Genomic DNA, 20627 nt, shown 5'->3' on the forward strand with positions numbered 1-20627 from the left:
CCTAAAGGACGATAGACAGCCCCATCCGTTCCAGGCATTCCGCGAGAGCTTCCGTCCATGGCCGCATGGGATCGCGGCCCTGCAGCTCCAGCACATAGTTCCGCAGCGGTGTCCGGTCCGGCCGTGGGGCGCGCCGGCCGGACACCGCGGACAGCCGGACGGCCTCCTCCGGGCTTCGCCCCAGCATGGACAGGATCACCCGGGCCATCTCGTATCGGGAGACCGCGCCGTGATTTACCATATGATAGACCCCATAGGCGGGATATTCCAGAAGGCACAGAAGACCCCGGGCGAGATCCAGCACAGAAGTAGGGGAGCTGGTCTGAGCGATCCCCCCCACGGGTTCTCCGCGCTGGATGCGTTCCACGGTTTGGGTCACGAAATGACGGCCCCATGGGGCGAAGAGCCACGCCGTCCGCACGATGAAATGCCGCGGGCAGAGGGTTCGCACGGCCTCCTCGGCCATCCATTTGCTCCGTCCGTAGATATTGATCGGGTTGGGAGTGTCGAACTCGGTGTAAGGAGTTCCCTTCGTGCCGTCGAACACATAGTCCGTGCTGATGAAGATGAGGGTAGCCCCAATTTCATGAGCGGCTGCGGCCAGGCAGGCGGTGCCTACCGTGTTCACCCGAAACGCGAGATCCGGATCCGACTCGCAACGGTCCACGTCCGCAATCGCGGCGGCGTGGAGGATGAGCTGCGGATGGAGCTGCCGGACCGCTTCGAAGATCTGGGGCGGCCGGGTGAGATCCAGCTCCGCATGGGGTGGCGCGATCACTTCATGTTGCGAGCTCCAGATTTCCCGAAGGGCTCGCCCCAGCATCCCGGTTCCACCGGTGAGAAGCACCCGCATCGCGCCTTCTCCACGATAGAGGAAGAGGGGAAGGGGAGGCAGGTAGCTCCCCCTCGACTAAAAATACCGCGCCGACAGGAGGCCAGGCGGCAGTGGCTGGGTGCGGACGTTCAGGCAGGCCGGTCGCCCGGCAGCGGCCATTCGGGTTAGAGCGGGCTGGATGTCCTCCGGGCGCTCCACCAGCTCGCCGTAACCTCCGAAGGCTTCCACGATCCGATCATAGCGGGTGGGAGCCAGGGCAGTCGCCACCGCGCGAGCTTCCCCTACCATTTCAAGCTGGGGCCGGCGGATCTGGCTCCACGCCGCATCGTTGGCCACCACGCTCATGATGGGAAGGCGAAAGCGCACTGCCGTATCGAACTCAAAACCATTGAATCCGAAGGCCCCATCGCCGAAGAGCACCAGCACCCGCCGATCCGGATAAGCCAGCTGAGCCGCGATCGCGAAGGGTACCCCGATCCCCAGACATCCGAAAGGCCCGGGATCCATCCAGTTCTCCGGCCGGTAAACCGGGAGGATGCGGGAAGCGGCCGCCACGATATCTCCCCCATCACCGATGACGATGGTTCGGTCATCTATGAAACGGGCCAGCTCATGACACAATCGCAGCGGATGGATGGGGATATCCGCGGCGTCCTTCCCCTGGGCCCAGAAGGCCGCCTCGGTCTCCTCGATCTCCCGCAGCGCCTCCCGCCACGCCGTCCACCGCCGGCCTGGATGGCGGGCCTGCATGGCCTGCCGCCACTCCTCCAGGATGATCCCGATATCCCCCACCAGTCCCAGATCCACCGGCCGGTTATGCCCGATCACCGTGGGCTCCAGGTCCACGTGGATGATCCGCGCTGTTGAGGCGATCTCCTGCCCGAATTTCAGACGGAAGTCGAATTCCCCACCAACCAGGATGAGGAGGTCCGTCTGAGCGAAGGCCTTGCGCCGGGCGTGCTGGAAAAACTGCCGCGAATCCGGGGGGAGGGTTCCTCGGGCCATCCCGTTTGTGAACAAAGGAAGATCCAGCGTCTCCACGAATCGGGCGAGGGTGCCATAGGCATTGCACCAGCGGATCCCGCTCCCCGCCATCACCACGGGTCGTTCCGCTTCGGAGAGCATCGCCACCGCGTGCTCCAGCGCCGACTTCGTCGGGCCGGGCCGCGGCACATTTCGCTCGAAACCCGGGAAGGCCACGTGGCGCTCATCCACGAACCGGAAGAGGACATCCAGGGGGATCTCCAGGAAGACGGGGCCGGGGCGGCCGCTTACCGCATGGCGAAGGGCGATCTCCACGAACTCCGGGATCCGTTCGGTCTCATAGACGGCCCCGGCCCACTTGGTGATCGGCCGCATCACCGCCACGTGATCCATCTCCTGCAAGGAGCCCCGGCCGAGCTGTGCGAAGGGCCCCTGGCCGCCGATGACCAGCACCGGGCTGTTGGCCCGGAAGGCGTTGGCCACCCCGGTGACGCTGTCGGTGACCCCAGGGCCCGCGGTCACCACTGCGACCCCCGGCCGGCCGGTCAGGCGGGCCCATGCATCGGCGGCGTGGACAGCGGCCTGCTCGTGGCGGACGTCGATGATGCGGATCCCCTCGTCGAGGCATCCGTCGTAGATGGGCAGAATATGGCCGCCACACAGCGTGAAAACCACCTCCACCCCTGCGGCCTTCAGGGCCTTGGCCACCAGCCGCCCTCCATGCACACTCGACATCTCCTTCCCTCCCCTCAGGCTTCGAATCAATGCGTGATCTACATAGCCTCATTTTAACGCAACCTGGGATCTGCTCCCGAAGGAGAGACCGCGAGAGCCATCCGGCTTGCGTCCCCTCCCGCGCTCAGAGAGCAGCGCAGCCAGCGCTCCGATCGCCGGGAGGAGCGGAGAACCCGCTAACGATTTGACATCATTTTTAGGTTCGACTAAATTTACAGGGGAGAAACACAACTCTATTCCGAGCGGGTGATCTTCGGGATATACCCTGATATATCTGGTCCAGGCGAGGCCGGGAAATCGGGAGGCGATCGTGCGCAAGGCCCATGTGTCCCTGGAAGAGGTGCACGAAAGCGTGGATCTCCTCCAGGATGTCCGCTGGTGGCGCCGCTGGTTTGCCGTGGCCGGCCCGGCGATCATGGTGGCCGTGGGGTACATGGACCCGGGGAACTGGGCGACGGACCTGGCGGCGGGGAGCCGCTACAACTACACCCTGATCTGGGTCTTGCTCATGTCCAACCTGATGGCGGTGCTTCTCCAGAGCCTGGCCGCCCGCTTAGGCATTGTCAGCCGGCGGGACCTGGCCCAGGCCTGCCGGGAGGAGTATCCACCCCTCGTGAACATCCCGTTGTATCTCCTGGCAGAGATCGCCATCACCGCCACGGACCTGGCCGAAGTGCTGGGGTCCGCCATTGCCCTGCAGCTCCTGTTCGGCATCCCCCTTCTGTATGGAGTTCTTATCACGGCCTTCGACACGCTGCTCCTCTTGTTCTTGTCCCGCTATGGAATCCGTAAGCTGGAGGCAGTTGTCGCGTCGCTGGTGGGGACCATCGGTTTGGCACTGCTGGTGGAGATCTTCCTGGCGCGGCCCGATTGGCCGGACCTCGCCTCGGGCTTTGTGCCTTCCATTCCCGATACGACGGCGCTCTACATTGCCGTCGGCATGTTGGGCGCCACGGTCATGCCCCACAACCTGTATCTGCACTCGGCCCTGGTCCAGACGCGGCGGGTGAAGCGCGATAAGGCGTCCTTGCGGGATGCCATCCGCTGGAACACGATCGATTCGGCGGTGTCGCTAAGCCTGGCCTTCTTCGTGAACTCGTCCATTCTGGTCATGGCCGCGGCTGTGTTCTACCGAAACGGGCTGCGCGAAGTGGCGGAGATCCAGGAGGCCTATCGCCTGCTGGAACCCCTCCTGGGCACGACTCTGGCACCACTGGCCTTCGGCATCGGGCTCCTGGCCTCAGGGCAAAGCTCAACGATCACGGGCACGCTGGCCGGCCAGGTGGTCATGGAAGGGTATCTCAGCCTGCGCCTTCGCCCCTGGCTGCGCCGGCTCATCACCCGCCTGCTGGCCATCACGCCCGCAATCATCGCCATCTCCCTCTTCGGGGAACATGCCACCAGCGATCTGCTGGTCCTCAGCCAGGTGATCCTCTCTCTGCAACTGCCCTTCGCGGTGATTCCTCTCATCCACATGGTCTCGGATCGGGAGCGGATGGGGGAGTTTGCCCTCGGAAGGCGGATGCAGGGCGTTGCCTGGACTGTGGCCGGTGTGATTGTGGCCCTGAATGTCAAGCTGCTGGTGGATGAGGTCGGCGCCTGGATGGCCACAGTCGGACCGGAAGCGTGGTGGGTCCGGGCTTTGGTCCTCCTGGCCGCTGTGGCGCTGGCGGCGCTCCTCACCTACATCACCGCGCGCCCCTGGCTGGATCCCTACCTGGGCCGCGCGGGGGTGCCATCGTGGACGCCCGTCCACCGCGAAGTGCCGGTCCCATCGCAGGTGACGCCGCCGACCCCCTACCGCCGCATCGCGGTGGCGCTGGACTTCAGCGGCGGGGAGGAGCGCCTGCTGCGCGAGGTGGTCCGGGTGGCCGGGGAAAGCCGGCCGCATGTCTACCTGATCCACGTGGTGGAAAGCCCGACCGCGCGGGCCGTGGGCCCTCAGGCCGCGGATTCCGAAGTGGCGCGCGACGAGGCGCGGCTGCAGATGTATGCCCGGGTGCTGCGGGAGCAGGGGTTTGAGGTCACGTGCCTCCTGGGCATGGGGCACCCGGTGCCGGAAATTGCTCGCCTGGTGAACGAGACGGCTGTGGACTTGCTCATCATGGGGAGCCACGGCCATGCCGGGCTGGCCGACATGGTCCATGGCACGACCATCGAGGGTGTGCGCCATCGCGTGGGGGCCAACGTGCTCATCGTGAACCTGGGGGAGAAAGGAGCCACCGAAAGCACGTGGGCGACTTCTCCCTCCGCATAAGGGGAGGCCAGGGGCTGTTCAGCCCGCGTGTACCGGTCCGTGAGGAGGATCCCTCGACCCTCCGCGAAGATGCGCTGGACGGTGGCTTCCTTTCGGTCCCCCTTCCCCTTGACCCTTCCTTATAAAGCTTGTAGAATGGGTTTGCGTCTTTCCTCACATTTCCCCGCTGGTAGAAACCCTTAGGGAGGTGCGCGGATGACCTGGCATGGGCTCACACCGTTTGAGTTCTATGCGGTGCTGGCCGTGCTTGGGGTGGCCGTGGTGAGCCTGATCTTCGCCTGGATCCTCCGGACGGAGGTCATGGGCCACCCGAAGGGCACGCCGAAGATGCAGGAGGTCTGGGGGGCCATCCGGGAGGGGGCCGAGGCCTATCTGCGCCGGCAGCTTATGAGCATCCTTCCGTTCATGGGCCTCCTGAGCGTGTTGCTCTTCCTCAGTGTTTACATCGTTCCCCCTTCACCGGAAGCGCGAGAGGTCTTCCCCCAGCTGGATGAGAACACCTTGCGACTGGTGATGGGACTGGGCCGGGCGGTCGCTTTCCTGCTGGGCGCTGGGTTCTCCCTCGCCGTCGGGCAGCTGGGGATGCGGATGGCTGTCCAGGGGAACATTCGCGTGGCTGAGGCCGCGCGGACCCGTGGGTATGAGGCGGCCCTGCGCTTGGCCTATCGAGCCGGCACCATTACGGGGATGCTGACCAACGGCCTAGGGCTGCTGGGTGGCTCCATCATCTTTCTGATTTTCGGGATCGCCGCGCCGGATGCCCTCCTGGGCTTTGGGTTCGGCGGGACGCTGCTGGCCCTGTTCATGCGGGTGGGCGGCGGCATCTATACCAAAGCCGCGGACGTGGGGGCAGACCTGGTCGGCAAGGTGGAAATGGACGTCCCGGAGGATGACCCTCGCAACGCGGCGGTGGTGGCGGATCTGGTGGGCGATAACGTGGGCGACTGCGCCGGAATGGCCGCGGACATCTTCGAGTCCTATGAGGTCACCATGGTCTCGGCGATGATCCTCGGCCTGGCCGTCCGCGCAGTCGATCCGAACCACTCGATGGTGTGGATCATCTTCCCGCTGCTGGCCCGCGCGGTGGGGGTGATCGCCTCTATCCTCAGCACATACGCGGTGGGGGGCGTGGCCGGCCGCCGGGGGGACGCGCTGCGGGCCATCAGCCGGGGCTTCTTCATTGGAGCCGTTCTCTCCTTCCTGGGCTTCGGAACGATCGGCCTGCTCTACGCGAAGGACTGGCGGGTGGTGGCTTCAACGACGGTGGGGTTGATTCTCTCCATCGTCATTGAGCGGCTGACGGATTACTTCACCAGCACCGAGCGGGCTCCGGTGGGCGAGATCGAGAAGGCCACCCGCGCGGGTCCGGCCACCACGATCCTCAGTGGCCTGGCCGTGGGCTATGAATCCACGGTGTGGTCGATTGGGGTCATCGCCCTCACCATCGCTACCTCCACACTGATCTACTGGGGCCTGCCGCCGGTCTATGTGCTCTATGGGATCTCCCTTACCGGCATCGGGCTGCTGATGCTCACCGGCAACGTGGTGGGGATGGATTCCTACGGCCCGGTGACCGACAACGCCGGCGGGATCGCGGAGATGGCCGGGCTCGAGGAATCGGCCCAGGAGGTGCTGGCGGATCTGGATGCGGTGGGCAACACCACGAAGGCCACCACCAAGGGCCTGGCGATTGCAACCGCCGTGATCGCCGCCGTGGCCCTCTTCGGCTCTTACCTCACGGATGTCAGTAAGGTCCAGGCCCAGCTCGGGCAGAAGCCCACCCTGCAGGATGTCGGGATCCGGATCGATTATCCCCTGGTGTTCGTGGGCCTGCTGCTGGGCGGGGCGCTGCCGTGGCTCTTCTCCTCCTTTGCGATCCGGGCCGTAAGCCGTGCGGCTACTCTGATCGTGGAGGAGGTGCGACGTCAGTTCCGCATCCCGGGGGTCCTGGAGGGAACGGTGAAACCCGACTACGCCCGGGTGGTTTCGATTTGCACCCTGGCAGCCCAGAAGGAGCTCCTCTCCTTGGCGCTGCTCTCGGTGGCTACCCCGCTGGTGGTGGGCTTGGTGCTCCAGGTGGAGGCCCTCGGTGCCTTCCTGGCGGGGTCCATCCTGGTGGGGCAGCTGCTGGCGGTCTTCATGGCCAACGCCGGGGCAGCCTGGGATAATGCCAAAAAGCGTGTGGAGAACGAGCCCCGCGATCCTGCCCGCAACCTGGGCAAAGGAAGCGAACGCCACAAGGCCAGCGTGGTCGGCGACACCGTCGGGGATCCGTTGAAGGACACCGCCGGCCCGGCCATCAACCCAATGATCAAGGCGGTGAATCTGGTCTCCGTGCTGGCCGCGCCGATCATCGTTCAGTTCCGGGGCGTGCTCACCCTGGGAACCCTGCTGGCCATCAGCGCCGCAGTGGGAGTGCTCCTGGCGGTGCTCCTCTGGGTGGTCTGGCAGAGCAAGCGGGAGGTGCCGGAGCTCGCAGGAGCTCCAGCTTCCGGATCGGGGCAGTGAAGAAGGAGCTCCGGAAGTCGAGGAGTCGCCTTCGGTGCCTGCTCCACTCCTCTGGGGAGCCAAAACTTCCAGGGGGGTGGATCAACGGCGATGGGCCATCGGTCCAGCCTCTTTTTTTAGCTTACCTGGTCCCCTGCGTCGCCCGCCGGGGAGCCTATGACCCGGTTCCGGGATTCAAGATGCAACACGCGAGGCGATCGTCGACGCGGGGTGTGAAGGGATGTCAAAGGAATTTGACCTCAAGGGCCTTGGGCCGATGGCCCGCTCTTACCCAATTCGCCGCAGTTCGATAGAGAGCGGTCATGAGCCAGAAAGAATGGGTGTTCCGGGCCATTGGTTATGTTCGGAGCCCCTTCTCAGAGGGGACGGAAACGAAGGGGATGCGCCAGGAGGAGAGCGAGCTGGTCCTGGATCCGGCGTTCGTGGAAGGTCTGGAGGGTTTGCAGCCGGGCGATGGGCTGATGGTCATTTACGTTCTGGACCGGGTGAAGGAGATCCGCCTGAAAGTGCATCCCCGAGGCGATCCCACCCAGCCTATGAAAGGGGTCTTCGCCACCCGCTCCCCGTATCGACCCAATCCCATCGGGCTCACGGGGGTGCGGGTGGTGGCCATCGAAGGCCACATTGTGCGGGTGCGGGGGCTGGATGCGTTGGACGGCTCTCCGATTCTGGATCTGAAGATCGCCTCGGACCTGGATCGGCCTCCGGATCCCTGAGCTGGGGGGAGGGCATTCTCTTGTGGACAGGGCGGGCGAGGAAGCTGGGAGCTTCATCCCTCGCCTTTGCGTCATAGGGAGAGCCCCGATGGGGGGCTTTCGCTCCGAAGCCCCGAAGGCCGGCTGTTCCAGATCTCATCGAAGATCTGGGCGCCGGTCTTGCCGGTGCGCTCGCTTCGGGCTAGCGCCAGGGCCCGGCGGAATCCCTCGCTCAGATCGATCCCGGTCGCTTCATGGATCAGCTCGATGGCCCGGGCTGCCTGGCGGATCACCAGGCGGGGCTCCAGGCTGTCCAGATCCGCATAGAACCAGCCGCAGCTGGCAAACATACGTTGGCGGTGGACCTGGGCCTGAAGGGCCCACAGCAGGCGCTGCTCAACCTCGGTGGAAAGGGGGCGATCGGCGAATCCCCGCAGGAGCGAGCCGGCGTCCATCACCCCCAGGACCACATGGATATACTCGTCCCGCAGCCGCCACGGATTCTCAACGCGCCCGTGGGCCAGGTCCAGATAGGCGGCGTCGATCTCCTCCGAAAGCAGATCCATCGCTGCCCGGAGGATCGCCTTCCACCGCGAATCCCCGGGGGTGCAGTTGCATCCCGTGCTCCAGCGAGCCAGGCCATGGGAACAGCTCCAGGCCGTGTTCTGGATCACCTCGATTTCCTCCACGGGCGGATGCGCCCGCAGATACTCAGTGAGGGTTACGACTTCATAGGCAGCGGCCTGCGGGTGGAGCAGGCGTTCCAGGAAGCCCACCCCTTCCCGGTGATGATGGCCGAAGGTCTCCCCATCCATTGCCAGCAATGTCAGATCGCGCCGGCCTCGCAGGACCTCCTGCGCCCAGCGGTCCGCTGGCCCCAGGGAGGGCATCGCGAAGGAGACCTGATTCGAGAGGTCGCGATCCCGGACGAAAACCGTGAAATACGCGTTGGCTTCCAGGCGGACCCGATATGGCCCGGCGCCCTGGGTGAGTTCCCCTCGCACCTGCTCGGATGAAAGGATGGTAAAGGTCAGGCCGGCCTCGGCCAGCACCTCCAGGGTGGTGAGATCCACGGCCATCTCTGGCAGCCACATCCCTCGGGGATGCCGGCCAAAGCGGTGCTGGAAGGATTGAATTCCCCAGTAGACCTGGGTGATCCGATCGCGGCGTCGGGCGAGGGGGAGGATCGTGTGATGGGCCGATTGGGCGATGGCGTTCCCCACGCCGCGGGCCACGTTCGCCCGATCCGCCTCCAGGATCCTCCGATAGGTCTCCGGATCATGTCGGGCCAGCCAGGCGATCAGGGTGGGCCCTATATTGAAGCTGAGCCGCTCGAAAAGGCAGCGCTCCGCCAGCGGCCGGTAGCACTCCGCCGTGATCTTCTCGTTGAAATCGTGATACGGCTCCGCCCCAGGCTCCGGGGGGACCTCCCCGGTCCACGGGTCCTCCCGGGGGGGCTGATAGAAATGCCCGTGCACGGCCAGCCGCGCTGTCGATTCGCTCACCGGAAACCTCCGCACGCGAAGAAGTGCAGCCAGGTCGGATATCGACAGGGGGACGCTGCGATCCTACGCTCCCCGTAGCGATGGGAACGCACCCCGTTTAACGCCCGGGCATCTCGGTCACCCCGGTGAATGTGAACGCCTCCAACAGGAGGGCCGGAACGCAGGTGAACCCGAACCCTTCAGAAAGCACCCAGCGCTCCTTCCCCACAGCCCGCACTTGAGCCAGGGCCGGCACGTAGCCCTGGGTGAATCGCAGGTTCTGCACCGGGTAGGCGATCTCTCCTTTCTCGATCCAGAACACTCCATCCCGGGTCATCCCGGTCAGGACGCAATCTCGCGGATGGACCAGGCGGGTATACCAGAACCGGGTGATATAAAGGCCGTGATCCACCTGGCGGATCATCTCTTCCAGCGTCGCCTCACCGGGGGCCATAAACAGGTGAAGGGGAATGGGCCCCAGGCTGGCCGTCTGGGGGCGGGAGCGGGGGAGGGCGTGACCGGTGGAATGCCGGCCCTCCCGGGCGGCGGTGATGGTATCGTAGACCGGGCTCTGGGGAACGCCCTTCTCCACGATGACCACGCGCTGGCGAGGGACTCCCTCAAAATCGAACGGAAGCGGTAACCCTGCCGGATCTCGACCGTCGTCCCAGATGGTCACCAAGGGGGACATCAGCGGGCGGCCGATCCGATCGTTCATCCACGATCGGCCTTCCTGGACGGCCAACGCGCCGGCGCCCGCGTAGCCCAGCCAGGAGAGGATATCATCCACCGCGTAGGGCTCCAGGACAACCGGATACACCCCCGGCTCAATCGGGCGGGGGTTCCGGCTTCGCAGGGCCTTTTCGATCGCGGAGCGGCCCAGGGCTTCCACATGCAGATCGGTCAGACGCCAGGCGGCCCGATGGGCATACCCGGACCCCTCATCGCACATCACGACGGTGGTGAAATGGGCCTCGGTGCCAACGTGGTAGGCGAACACCCCCCGGGAGTTCGCCACAGCCAGCTCGTAGATCTCGGTGGAGAGCGCGCCCGCCGCGCTGGCTCCCACGGATTCCGCCATGCGACAGACGGCCCCGACGGCGCGCGCCCGCCATTCCGGCGTGGCGCCCGCCACCGCCTCATCGAAGGCGAGAACCGGCTCAATGGGCGCCGGGTCTGGAAGGCCCGGGAACGCCGGGTTTTCCGGCTGCAGCCGGGCGATGGCCACTGCCTCCTCGATTGCCCGCTCGAGGGCTTCCTCCGTCAGACGGTTGGTGATCGCCGAGCCCACCCGTTTCCCCACCACCACGCGGACGGCGATCTCCGCGTTCACTTCCGCCACGTTCTGATGGATGATGTTGTTCGCGAAGCGGGTCAGGGCGCTATCGTGGGCTTCCAAGACGATCTCCGTCTCATCCGCTGGGGAGATCGTTAAGGCCTTCTCCAGAAGCTCGCGGATCTGGGACTCGCCCAGCATTGTCACCTCCCTGTGGATCCTCATCGTCTGGGGACCGGCCGTCTCGCTTCCTACTTGCGGCTGAACACCCGCACGTTCCGAAAGCGGGCGGGGGCGGCCCCGTGGCCGGTGTGGGCCAGCTGCGAAGGCTGCCCCTTGCCACAGTTTGGCGTCCCCCAGATCACCCAATGATCGGCGTTGCATACCGCATCGCAGGAGCGCCAGAACTCCGGCGTGATCCCGGTGTAAATCGGGTTCTTCAGCATGCGAGTCAACTTCCCCCCTTTGATCTCCCAGGCGATCTCGCAGCCGAACTGGAAATTCAATCGCTTGTCATCGATGCTCCAGGAGCGATTGGTGTCCATGAAGATCCCTTCCTCAGTGTCTGCGATCAGATCCTCCAGGCGCCATGTCCCTGGAAGAAGGTTCACGTTCGTCATGCGGATCAGGGGGATGCGGTTCCATCCAGAAGCCCGCATGGTTCCGTTCGAGAGGCCGGTCACGTAAGGGGAAGGGCCCAACAGCTTCAACAGCTGTCGGGCGGTCTCCCGGGAGGTCATGTAGCCGACGAAGAGGCCCTCCTTCACAATATCCACGCGCTGGGCCGGAACTCCTTCATCGTCCCACCCGAAGGTCCCCAGGCCCCCGGGTAGTGTGGCGTCCGCCGTGATGTTCACCACCTCCGAGCCGTAGCGGAAGGTCCCCAGTTTCTCCGGGGTTAGGAAGGAGGTCCCCGCATAAGCCGCCTCTGTCCCGAAAACGCGATCCAGCTCGATGGGATGCCCGCATGACTCATGGATCTGCAGGGCCACTTGGGAGCCTCCCAGGATCACCGTGGTCACGGTGTCGGGGCATGGATCGGCGCTGAGCAACGCGACTGCTTCCTCCGCGATGCGCGGCGCGTGGCCTGGCAGGTCGCATTCCTCGATGAACTCCCACCCCCGGGTCATTTGATGACGGCCCACGGAGTTCGGATAGGATCGGCGCTGGACCTCATCGGGCCCCACGGCGAGAGCCTCAATGCCACAGCCCGACTCGATGATCTCCTGCTCAATCCATGATCCCTCGGTGCTGGCGAAGATCTTGCGCTCGCGGAGGAACACCATCTCTGCCTCGGTGGCGGCGATCCCCTTCACCGCTTGCATCGCCGCGTCGGCGGCCATTAGGACCTCCAGCTTCTTCTCCATGGGGATGGTGAACGGATCGATCTGCACCGGCGTCCGATAGGTCCCTCGCTGGACGACCGGAGGGCCGATGTCCGCGTCTTCCTTCTTAAAGAGGGCGCTGGCCTTCGCGATCTGAACTGCCCGCTCGGCGATCCGCTCGGCTTCCTCCAGCGTCAGCCGGGCGCTGGAGGCGAACCCCCACGCGCCGTCCGCGATCACCCGGACCCCCAAGCCCATGTCTTCGAGCTGGCTGATGCCCTGGACCACGCCGTTGCGGACCAGCAGGGATTGCTCGGTGCGGTGGACCAGGCGGACATCCGCGTAGGATGCGCCTTTCAGCTGCGCGGCGTTCAATGCCCGCTCCAGGAGCTCCTTCACGTTCGCCTCCTTCCGAGTGGGGTTTCGAGGGAGGGCCGGCGGCGGAAACCCGTGCGCCTGTATTATAGGCGAGGCCTTCCTTCCTCCCAAGCTTGTCCGGGTGAAACCGCCTCCTCCCCTGGGATCAGCCTTCCTGTCCAAAAGACGGCGCCCATCGCCAGGGGGATCGCCAGCCCGGCGGCTCGCAGCGGATAGGCGGGCTCCAGCGTGAACATGAGCCCAGCCAGTGGGGCCGCCAGCGTCATGGCCAGGCTGCGAGCGGTATGAACCAGCGCGGAGGACGTGGCCCGGGTCTCCTGGGAAGCCAAGCGCAGGATGCGGGCCGCGGCCAGGGAATAGCCCGCATACATGCCTCCCAGAAGGAACATCGCCCCGCTCACGATCGGAAGATGCCGGAATCCGATCTGGAGCAGCGCGAAAGCGATCCAGCCCATTCCCCATGCGCTCAGCAACCCGATGGGCCGGGCGCGCCTTTCATCCCATCGGCCCAGTATGGGGCCCAGCACAATGGCCCCGAGGGCTTGCAGCGAGGCGAAGAGGCCCAGATGGGTCCGGGCCCATCCTCCCTGCTGTTGCAGAAAATTCGGCAGCAGAACCAGCCCCAGCTGGCCGGCGGTGAAGAGCGTGAACAGGGCCAGGCCGAACGGCCAGGGGATCCCTCGCCGGAACTCCCCCGGGCTTCGATGACCGGGGCGTTGAGGGGGAGGATCGGCAGGGAGGCGTATGGCGGCGAGGGTGGAGAGGGAAAACAGCCCCGCGCTCACCAGGAGCACCCGGCGCATTCCCCATTGCGGAGTCAGCCATCCGCCCATGGCGGGCGCCAGAACGCCGCCCAGCGCATAGCTGGCGCTCAGCAGCGGGAAGGCGCGCTCCAGCGGGATCGGGCCGGCCATGCGGGCGACATAGGCGTTGATAATGGGAAGGCAGTAGCCCGATATCAGGTAGAGCGTCAGGCCCGGGACGAATGTACGCCAGTCGGCGGCCCCCGCCATCGTCAGGACCCCCATCAGCCCGGCGAGCCATCCGCCCAGCATCAACGGCTTGTGGGGGAAGCGGTCCGTTACCCAGCCGACCGGGAGGTAGATCGCGGTCAGGATCAGCTCCCCGATCCCCACGGCCATCCCGATCTCGGACGGGGTGGCTCCCAGTTCCTGCAGATATACGGGGATCAGATAGAAAAAGAGGCCCTCCCCCAGCGCCCAGAGGATTTCCGAGAGCATCAATAGCCGGATCATCCGCCACGATGTGGAGGAGGCAGGCTCCATGGGAGAAAACTCCGTTCCGGTGAAGGCCTGGCGGGCTGGTTGGGACCTTGCAGGACACCTAGGATCCTCAAAAAGCGGGTTCTCTCTTCCCCCTTGACCCCTCGGACCGGTGGTTCTTCCCTTTTGTCAGATGTCGGATCGGTGGGATGCCCCTCGAAGGGCCAGGGCCATCCGATAGATCACCGGGCGCGGCCATCCGGAAGCCCGCGCGAGCTCTCGGGCCGCCTGCGCCGGTGGCATTCCGGCGGCGAGCAGCTCCTGAAGGCGGCTTCGCACTTCCTCTTCCTCCCACCGTGGGACCTCCTCGGGCGCTCCGGCGATGACCAGGGTGAACTCCCCCCGGGGCTCCACCTGGGTGAAGTGCTCCAGGATCTCCCGCACGGTGCCCCGGCGAATTTCCTCATGGAGCTTGGTCAGCTCGCGGGCCGCCGCCATGGGGCGATCCCCCAGAATCTCCAGGATATCCCGAAGGGACTCCTGGAGGCGGTGAGGGGCTTCAAAGGCCACCAGGGTCCAGGGAAGAGCGGCGACTTCCGCGAGCAGCCGCCGTCGTGCTCCGGGCTTGCGTGGCAGAAAGCCGAGGAAAACGAAGCGATCCGCCGGGAGTCCGGAGATCACCAGGGCTGTCACCGGGGCGGAGGGTCCGGGGACGGGCACCACGGGGAAGCCCCGATCCAGCGCGGCGCGGATCAGCGCGAAGCCCGGATCCGAAAGGCCGGGCATCCCGGCCTCCGAAACCAACGCCACGTCGCCCCGAGTCAGGGCCTCCAGAACCTGGGGGATGCGCACCGGCTCGTTGTGTTCGAAATAGCTGATCATCGGGGTATGGATCCCGTAATGCTCCAGCAAGATGCGGGTCCGGCGCGTGTCCTCCGCAGCGATCAGGGCGCATTCCCGCAGCACCCGCAGGGCGCGCAGCGTGATATCCTCCAAGTTGCCGATGGGCGTGCCCACCACATACAGCGTCCCCATCCGCACCTCCCGGTTCCGCCGATCCAGGCGAAAAGGGCATGCCGGATAACGGCATGCCCTCAATTGCCTGGAATGACAACCGGAGGGATCCCTCAAGGGGAAAGGGGGATAAAGATCTCCACCCGTGCTTCGGCCCGCCAGGCCTGGAGCTGTTCCCGGATCCGCCTCTGGCGGAGCAGATCCTTCTGATCTTCGGAGAGCGGTCGGGCGGGATCTTTCTCCACCACCAGGAGCAAGTGATAGCCATGGGGGGTTTTTACCAGCACAACCTGACCCGGAGGAATGGCAAAAGCCGCCTCCTCCAGCTCTGGGATCGCCAGGGTTCCCCGGGCGAACCACCCCAGGTCGCCTCCCAGATCCCGGGTAGCTTCGTTCTCGGAATATTGTCGAGCCAGCTCGATGAAATCTTCCCCATGTTGTAGGCGGGCCAGCAGCTGACGGGCGATGTCCTCCCGGGCCACCTGGATATGTCGGGCGTGAACCTGCTCGGCCGCCGCCGGGATATCGGCGGTCAGGCGCTCGAAGACTTTCTGAGCCAGGATGGCCGTCTCCTGATTGCGCCGGAATTCCTCCTCAGTCATCCCCATGGAGGCCAGCCGCTGGCGGAACGATTCGACCCCGCCGCTTTCCTCGGTTAACTGGCGCATGGTGGCCTCGACCTCCGCCGGGGATACCGTGATCCCCAGCGCCGCGGCATGCTGCTGGATCAGAATCTCCTCAATCATCCCCTCCAGGATCTGGCGGGGAAGCTGGGCCAGGCGCTGTCGTCCCTCCCCGGACTGGGGATCCAGACCATTGCGGATCCACTCGCGTTCATATGCAGCCACTCGCTTCTCGAACTCCTGAAGGAAAATCGGCGTGCCGTTCACGCGGGCCGCCAGCGCAGGGGTTGGCGTTGCGGCGGCCGGCGGCGAAAGGGTCGGCGTGAGCGCCGGAGCGGGCGTGCAGGCCGCCGCAATGAGCGTTAGAAGCATCACCGTCGATTTTTTCATGCGCTCTCCTCCTTAATCCGGCAGGGACGTCCTCTGATATGTTTCGCTCAGATAAGCGTGAAAATCCCGAGCATCGCGCCATCCCTGAGGGCGCAGCGGTCGATCCGCGGGGAAAACCAGGAAGGCAATCTCTTGCGCCCCGCCCAACCCCCCGTGCGTTCCGCGCTGATCCTCAAAGGTGATCACCGCCTGGCCATCCCAGGCTCCCAGGAGGATGAGATCGCCGCTATCGGGCAACCGTGCCAGGCGGGCCAGCTCCTGAACGATCCGTTCCCCATCCAGCCAGCGTCCCTCCGGCGCCATGCGCTCCGGATCCGTTAAGGGATCCTGGCCGTAGATCGAGGACCGGCCATCGGCGCGGATGACGTGCGCTCCATACCGGCCCATCAGAAACACGTCTTCGCCTTCCCGCCCGATGACCAGGCCGATCCCTGGATGCTCGATCAAGGCATCGAGCAGGCGCGGCCATTGAACGGCGATCTCGCTCAACGACAGAGGGTGCGGGGCGGCTGTGATGTAAAGATGGGCCAGGGGTCCAGAGGCCCGAACCACGACGTCCGCCCGACGCCCGAAGGGGCCGCCCTCTCCCTCGTGGGGGCGTGGAGCCTGTCGCTGCACATAGGCCCGAGCTGCCCGGACCACCTGAGCGCCGCGGGGGGAGAGGGTTCGCTCCAGGCCGCGCATCTCCACCATCAAGTATCGCCACGACCGCCAGCGCCGATCATCCGGTTCCACCCTCTCATCCAGGGTTACCGGTTGAACCATATACTCTCGGACAAAATCTCCCAGGCTTCGTCCGAAGCGTCGGGCGAAGGGCTCCGAAGGAGTCATGCCATGGTCGGAGAAGATGTAAAGATCGTAGGGGCGCCGGGCGAACCCGGCCATCCGATCGATCTCCCGCAGATAAGCGTCCAGCCGGCGCAGGGCTCGGAAGGCCACCGGATGGTCCGGGCCGTAGCGATGCGCAGCCTCGTCATACAGGACGTAAATCGCATACAGGGGGGAGATCCCCCGATGGATATCCATGCTGAGGCTGAAGGTCAATAGCTCGTGGAGCAGGGCGCTTCCCAAGGCCAGAAACGCGGTCCGAAACAGCCCGGTCGGGTCTCGCAGGAACCGCCACCCGGCTTCCCAGGAGCGGATCCCATACCACAATTCGTCCAGGATGTCCCGGGCCACCATCCGGAGGATCCGCCAGATCCGCCCCGGGTTCAGCAGCACCATCAGGAAAAGGCCCAGTCCCTGCACACCGCTCAGCAGTCCGGGCAGACCCATCGTGCTCAAAGTGAAAACGGTGCGCTCCGCCCCTCCATCGAACAAGCTGGCGTAACAGGCGCCGCCCCGGAGCAACCCGCTCCCCCCTCCGGACCGCAATCGTGCGGCGACTCGACGGACGTGCGCTGGCCGCTTCATCACCACCGGCTCCCTTCGCATCCGCTCATACCATCGGAACCCCGGGATCGCATCCAGCTGGCCGTAGAGCAGCGCGGCGGTCACCACCGGGGTTGTGGTGGGGAAACCGGCGAACCACGGCGCGACTTGAAAACGCCCCTTGCGGATCTGGCGGGCCAGATACGGCATGCGGCCCTCCTGCAGGGCACGTTGCAAATGAAGGAAAGAGAGCCCATCGATCTGGATCAGCACCAGGCCCCGCTCGAGGGTCGGCAGGGCCTCTGGCTGTCCCATCCGCCGACCCAGGAGGCGATATTTCGCTCGGTAAACCCACCGGAGGATCCGCTTCATCGTGCTAGATCGATCTTCTTCTCTCGAACTCCTTGCACCCACTCTGGGGCCAGGGATCGCGGCGGAGAAGAACCCCCGCTTATAGGCTGTCCTGAAGGAGAGATTCCACCCGCTCCCGGGCAAGCCAGCCGATGGGCCGACCATTGCGAAGCACCAGCAGGCCTGGCTCTTCGCCTTGGACTAGGCAGGACCAGGCGAAGGCGATGGAGCTCTCCCCATCCACGATCGCCAGTTTTCGCCGTCGAATCCCTTCTGGATCCCGGAAGAGGCCCTCCGCCCACCGACCAGCGGATTCCACCGGGAGGAGCGGCTGCCCGCTATGGGCCAGCAAACGACGGGCTGCCGGAAGGGCGAGGCGATCGTTGATGGCGATCCGGATCGGCTGTAGATAGGGGGCCACGGGGGTCCGCTGGAGATGCTCGTGGCGGCGAAGCAGGCGCGTTTCCTGCAGCGTCTGACCGAATAGCCACATCGCCACTGTCATCGTCACCAACCCTCCGGGATCCTGATGCATGAACTGCCAGACTGCTAGCCCGCCGATGCCCATTGTGCTGGCTTGGCTCACCCGCAACGCGAGCTGGGTCCCTCGTCCTTCCCCAAACCCCATGGCCAGCAGGCTGCGCAGAATCCGCCCGCCGTCCAGCGGAAACACCGGCAGCAGATTGAAAACCCCCAGGAGGAGATTGAACATCCATAGGATGGACCCGAGGCTCCAGTGCTCCCCCGGGCTCCTGATGGCACTTCCCCCCATGCCCATTACGCTGAGGCTCACGGCGATCAGGAGGTTCACCGCCGGGCCAGCCAGGGCGATGACGAACTCCGTGCCGAAGCGGCCGGCCGGCAACCGCACCGCCGTGAACCCTCCCAGCGGCCATAGGAGGATTGAGGAAACAGGGATGCGGAGCAAGCGAGCGGCCATTAGATGGCCGATCTCGTGCAACAGCACAAGACCGAACAGGAGACCCCACCAGAGCCCCTGACGGAGAGCAGCTCGCCATCCTCCCAGCGCGCCCGCGCCCAGCATGGCAAGGGCCAGCACCGCGATCAGGCTCCAGTGGATCCGGACCGGCGTCCCGGCGAGCGTGAACAGGTGCAGGGTGAAGGAACGGGGTTTCAACGGCTCCCCCTTTTTTCGGGTGCGCTCCAGGATGCTGGATCAGCCGACTGCCCACTTCCCCCGATCAAGACGAAGGAACCCGTTCCAGCAGGCGGATCGCTCCTTCTAGGCGAGCCAGCGTCCGCGGGCGGCCCAGCAAAGCGATGGACTCAAAAAGCGGTGGGGTGACTCGCCGGCCGGTCACCGCCACCCGGATCGCCATGAACAGTGTGCCCGCCTTCACCCCCAGGCGATCCGCTAGCCCGCGCAGGGCGGCCTCGATCGCCTCATGGGTGAATTCCGGAAGGCGCTCCAGCACCTGCGAGGCTTCCGCCAGCCAGGTCCGGACCTCCTCTGGAGTGTTTCCCTTCGGCACCAGATCCTCCAGCGTGGGGGAGATCTCCTCCCGCCAGAGGAACTCCAGCATCTCCGCGCCCTCTCGGAGGGTCTTAATGCGCTCCTGGATCAGCGGGATCGCCCTGCGGAGCGTCTCGGGGTCCGGGCGCAGGTCCAGGGCCTCCAGGTAGGGACGCAAGCGATCCGCCAGCGCCTCCACCGTCAGGCGGCGGATGTAGACGCCGTTCATCCACTCCAGCTTCTCGTAGTTGAAGGCCGCCGGTTTGGGGTTGATGCCGGAGATGTCGAACTTTTCGATCAGTTCCTCCACCGTGAACAGCTCGGTCTTGTCGTCGTAGGCCCAGCCGGTCAGCGCCAGGAAATTCACCAAGGCCTCCGGCAGATAGCCTTCCTCCCGGAAATCCCGGACGAAGACTGCCGTCTCCCAGCGCCCCTGCTCCTGCAGCATCCGCTTGCTCATCTTCCCTTTGCCGGTGGGGCTCAGGATGATAGGCAGATGGGCGAACTGCGGAGGCTCCCAGCCGAAGGCCCGATAGAGCAGGATATGCCGCGGGGTGCTGGGGATCCACTCGTCCGCCCGCATCACATGGGTGATGCGCATGAGGTGATCGTCCACTACGTTCGCCAGATGATAGGTCGGGTAGCCGTCTGACTTCAACAGCACAAAGTCATCCTGCGTCCGGTTCTGCACCGATATCTCGCCATGCACCAGGTCGCGAAAGGTGGTGGTCCCTTCCAAGGGGGCCTTCAGGCGGATCACGTAAGGCTCTCCGGCGGCGATACGGTGCTGGGCTTCCTCGGGCGAGACGTTGTAACGGCAGAACCGGTCGTAACCGGTAGGCTGTTTGCGGGCCTCCTGCTCGCGGCGCAACCGCTCCAGGCGCTCCTCGGAGCAGAAGCAGTAGTAAGCGTGTCCCATCGCAACCAGGCGATGGGCATGCTCCTGGTAGATCTCCAGCCGCTGGGATTGGATGTAAGGACCGTAAGGCCCTCCGACATCGGGCCCCTCATCCCAATCCAGGCCCAGCCACCGGAGGGAGTCCAGGATATCCTCCAGCGCGCCGGGGATAAGCCGCTTGCGATCTGTGTCCTCGATCCGCAGGATGAACTGCCCGCCATGGTGGCGGGCGAAGAGCCAGTTGAACAACGCCGTGCGGGCCCCTCCGACATGCAGGAACCCGGTCGGGCTTGGGGCAAAGCGAACGCGTACGCTCATCCGAGATTTACCTCCGCTGCTTGGAACCAGGTTCATTGCCTTCCCATGGCTTTTGCCGATGATATTGTAGCCCAGGAAGAGCCTGCTCACCGGGATTTCAGAGCGGGATACGGCCAGTGAGAACTCCCGCGTCCATGCAGGATGGGAGTCATCTTGCCGCTCGCCCGTCGATTCTCCCGTATCAGGAGATCCCGGATTCGGGGGAGGTGGGGGATGGGGATCCGGCTGGACTTGCTGCATTGGGTGACGGATGAGGAGCTGCGGGAGCTGTCGGAGCGGAACCCGGGGTATCCATTCGAGCGGACGGGAGGCTGATCGTGACCCCTCCCGGCCTGGAAAGCGGGCGGCGCGGCGGGGAGGTTTTTGGGCAGCTTCGGGAGTGGAATCGGCGGACTGGTCTGGGGGTGGAGTTTGATTCCTCGACGGGTTTTCGGCTTCCGGACGGCTCGTTGTTTTCCCCGGAGGCTTCGTGGGAGGCGCTGCGCCCG

General features: G+C 65.3%; 15 protein-coding genes. 4 read left to right on the plus strand and 11 right to left on the minus strand.

The features are described 5' to 3' along the window. Position 1 precedes the first annotated feature (1 nt). Both rfbD and ACFMO3_RS04525 read right to left on the minus strand, forming a co-directional pair. Positions 2–853, minus strand: coding sequence for a dTDP-4-dehydrorhamnose reductase (gene rfbD / locus ACFMO3_RS04520; protein WP_376789247.1), 852 nt, complete (start codon positions 851–853; stop codon positions 2–4). Positions 854–910: 57 nt separating this feature from the next. Next, positions 911–2554: a thiamine pyrophosphate-binding protein gene (locus ACFMO3_RS04525; protein WP_376789248.1), complete on the minus strand. Its 1644-nt coding sequence runs from the start codon at positions 2552–2554 to the stop codon at positions 911–913. Positions 2555–2864: 310 nt separating this feature from the next. Here ACFMO3_RS04525 and ACFMO3_RS04530 point away from each other — a divergent pair, with 310 nt between their 5' ends. From ACFMO3_RS04530 to tsaA, 3 genes are all read left to right on the plus strand, one after another. Further along, a complete protein-coding gene (locus ACFMO3_RS04530; RefSeq protein WP_376789249.1) occupies positions 2865–4811 on the plus strand; it encodes an Nramp family divalent metal transporter in 1947 nt (648 codons plus the stop codon). 195 nt (positions 4812–5006) lie between these two features. Further along, positions 5007–7319 (plus strand): sodium-translocating pyrophosphatase, encoded by a 2313-nt coding sequence (locus ACFMO3_RS04535; RefSeq protein ID WP_376789250.1) that lies wholly within the window; start codon positions 5007–5009, stop codon positions 7317–7319. A 302-nt stretch (positions 7320–7621) separates the two neighbouring features. Continuing rightward, positions 7622–8035, plus strand: a complete 414-nt coding sequence (gene tsaA, locus ACFMO3_RS04540; RefSeq protein ID WP_376789251.1) for a tRNA (N6-threonylcarbamoyladenosine(37)-N6)-methyltransferase TrmO — start codon at positions 7622–7624, stop codon at positions 8033–8035. 71 nt (positions 8036–8106) lie between these two features. Here the strand turns inward: tsaA and ACFMO3_RS04545 are convergent, their stop codons facing one another. The 9 genes from ACFMO3_RS04545 to gltX all read right to left on the minus strand — a co-directional run bounded on the left by ACFMO3_RS04545 (position 8107) and on the right by gltX (position 20139). Then, entirely contained in the window at positions 8107–9519 is a 1413-nt protein-coding gene (locus tag ACFMO3_RS04545) for a DUF3536 domain-containing protein (protein WP_376789252.1), read from the minus strand. Positions 9520–9616: 97 nt separating this feature from the next. After that, a complete protein-coding gene (locus tag ACFMO3_RS04550) occupies positions 9617–10975 on the minus strand; it encodes a TldD/PmbA family protein (protein WP_376789253.1) in 1359 nt (452 codons plus the stop codon). A 50-nt stretch (positions 10976–11025) separates the two neighbouring features. Next, positions 11026–12498: a TldD/PmbA family protein gene (locus tag ACFMO3_RS04555; RefSeq protein WP_376789254.1), complete on the minus strand. Its 1473-nt coding sequence runs from the start codon at positions 12496–12498 to the stop codon at positions 11026–11028. A 62-nt stretch (positions 12499–12560) separates the two neighbouring features. After that, the gene (locus ACFMO3_RS04560; RefSeq protein WP_376789255.1) at positions 12561–13763 is read right to left on the minus strand and encodes an MFS transporter; all 1203 of its coding nucleotides are present in this window, start codon (positions 13761–13763) and stop codon (positions 12561–12563) included. Positions 13764–13889: 126 nt separating this feature from the next. Continuing rightward, entirely contained in the window at positions 13890–14735 is an 846-nt protein-coding gene (gene rsmI / locus ACFMO3_RS04565) for a 16S rRNA (cytidine(1402)-2'-O)-methyltransferase (RefSeq protein ID WP_376789256.1), read from the minus strand. A gap of 92 nt (positions 14736–14827) precedes the next feature. After that, entirely contained in the window at positions 14828–15727 is a 900-nt protein-coding gene (locus ACFMO3_RS04570; protein ID WP_376789257.1) for a SurA N-terminal domain-containing protein, read from the minus strand. A 12-nt stretch (positions 15728–15739) separates the two neighbouring features. Further along, entirely contained in the window at positions 15740–17470 is a 1731-nt protein-coding gene (locus ACFMO3_RS04575; protein WP_376789258.1) for an alkaline phosphatase family protein, read from the minus strand. Positions 17471–17549: 79 nt separating this feature from the next. Then, positions 17550–18587 carry a M50 family metallopeptidase gene (locus ACFMO3_RS04580; protein WP_376789259.1) on the minus strand — a complete coding sequence of 346 codons (1038 nt, stop codon included), beginning with the start codon at positions 18585–18587 and terminating at the stop codon, positions 17550–17552. A 64-nt stretch (positions 18588–18651) separates the two neighbouring features. After that, complete coding sequence (gene gltX, locus ACFMO3_RS04585) at positions 18652–20139, minus strand: glutamate--tRNA ligase (protein WP_376789260.1); 1488 nt, start codon at positions 20137–20139, stop codon at positions 18652–18654. A gap of 317 nt (positions 20140–20456) precedes the next feature. On the opposite strand from gltX, the gene ACFMO3_RS04590 reads away from it, so the two are divergent. Then, the coding region (locus tag ACFMO3_RS04590; RefSeq protein ID WP_376789262.1) for a Uma2 family endonuclease at positions 20457–20627 on the plus strand (171 nt) is incomplete at its 3' end.

Source organism: Thermoflexus sp., assembly GCF_042408815.1.
Lineage (GTDB): Bacteria > Chloroflexota > Anaerolineae > Thermoflexales > Thermoflexaceae > Thermoflexus.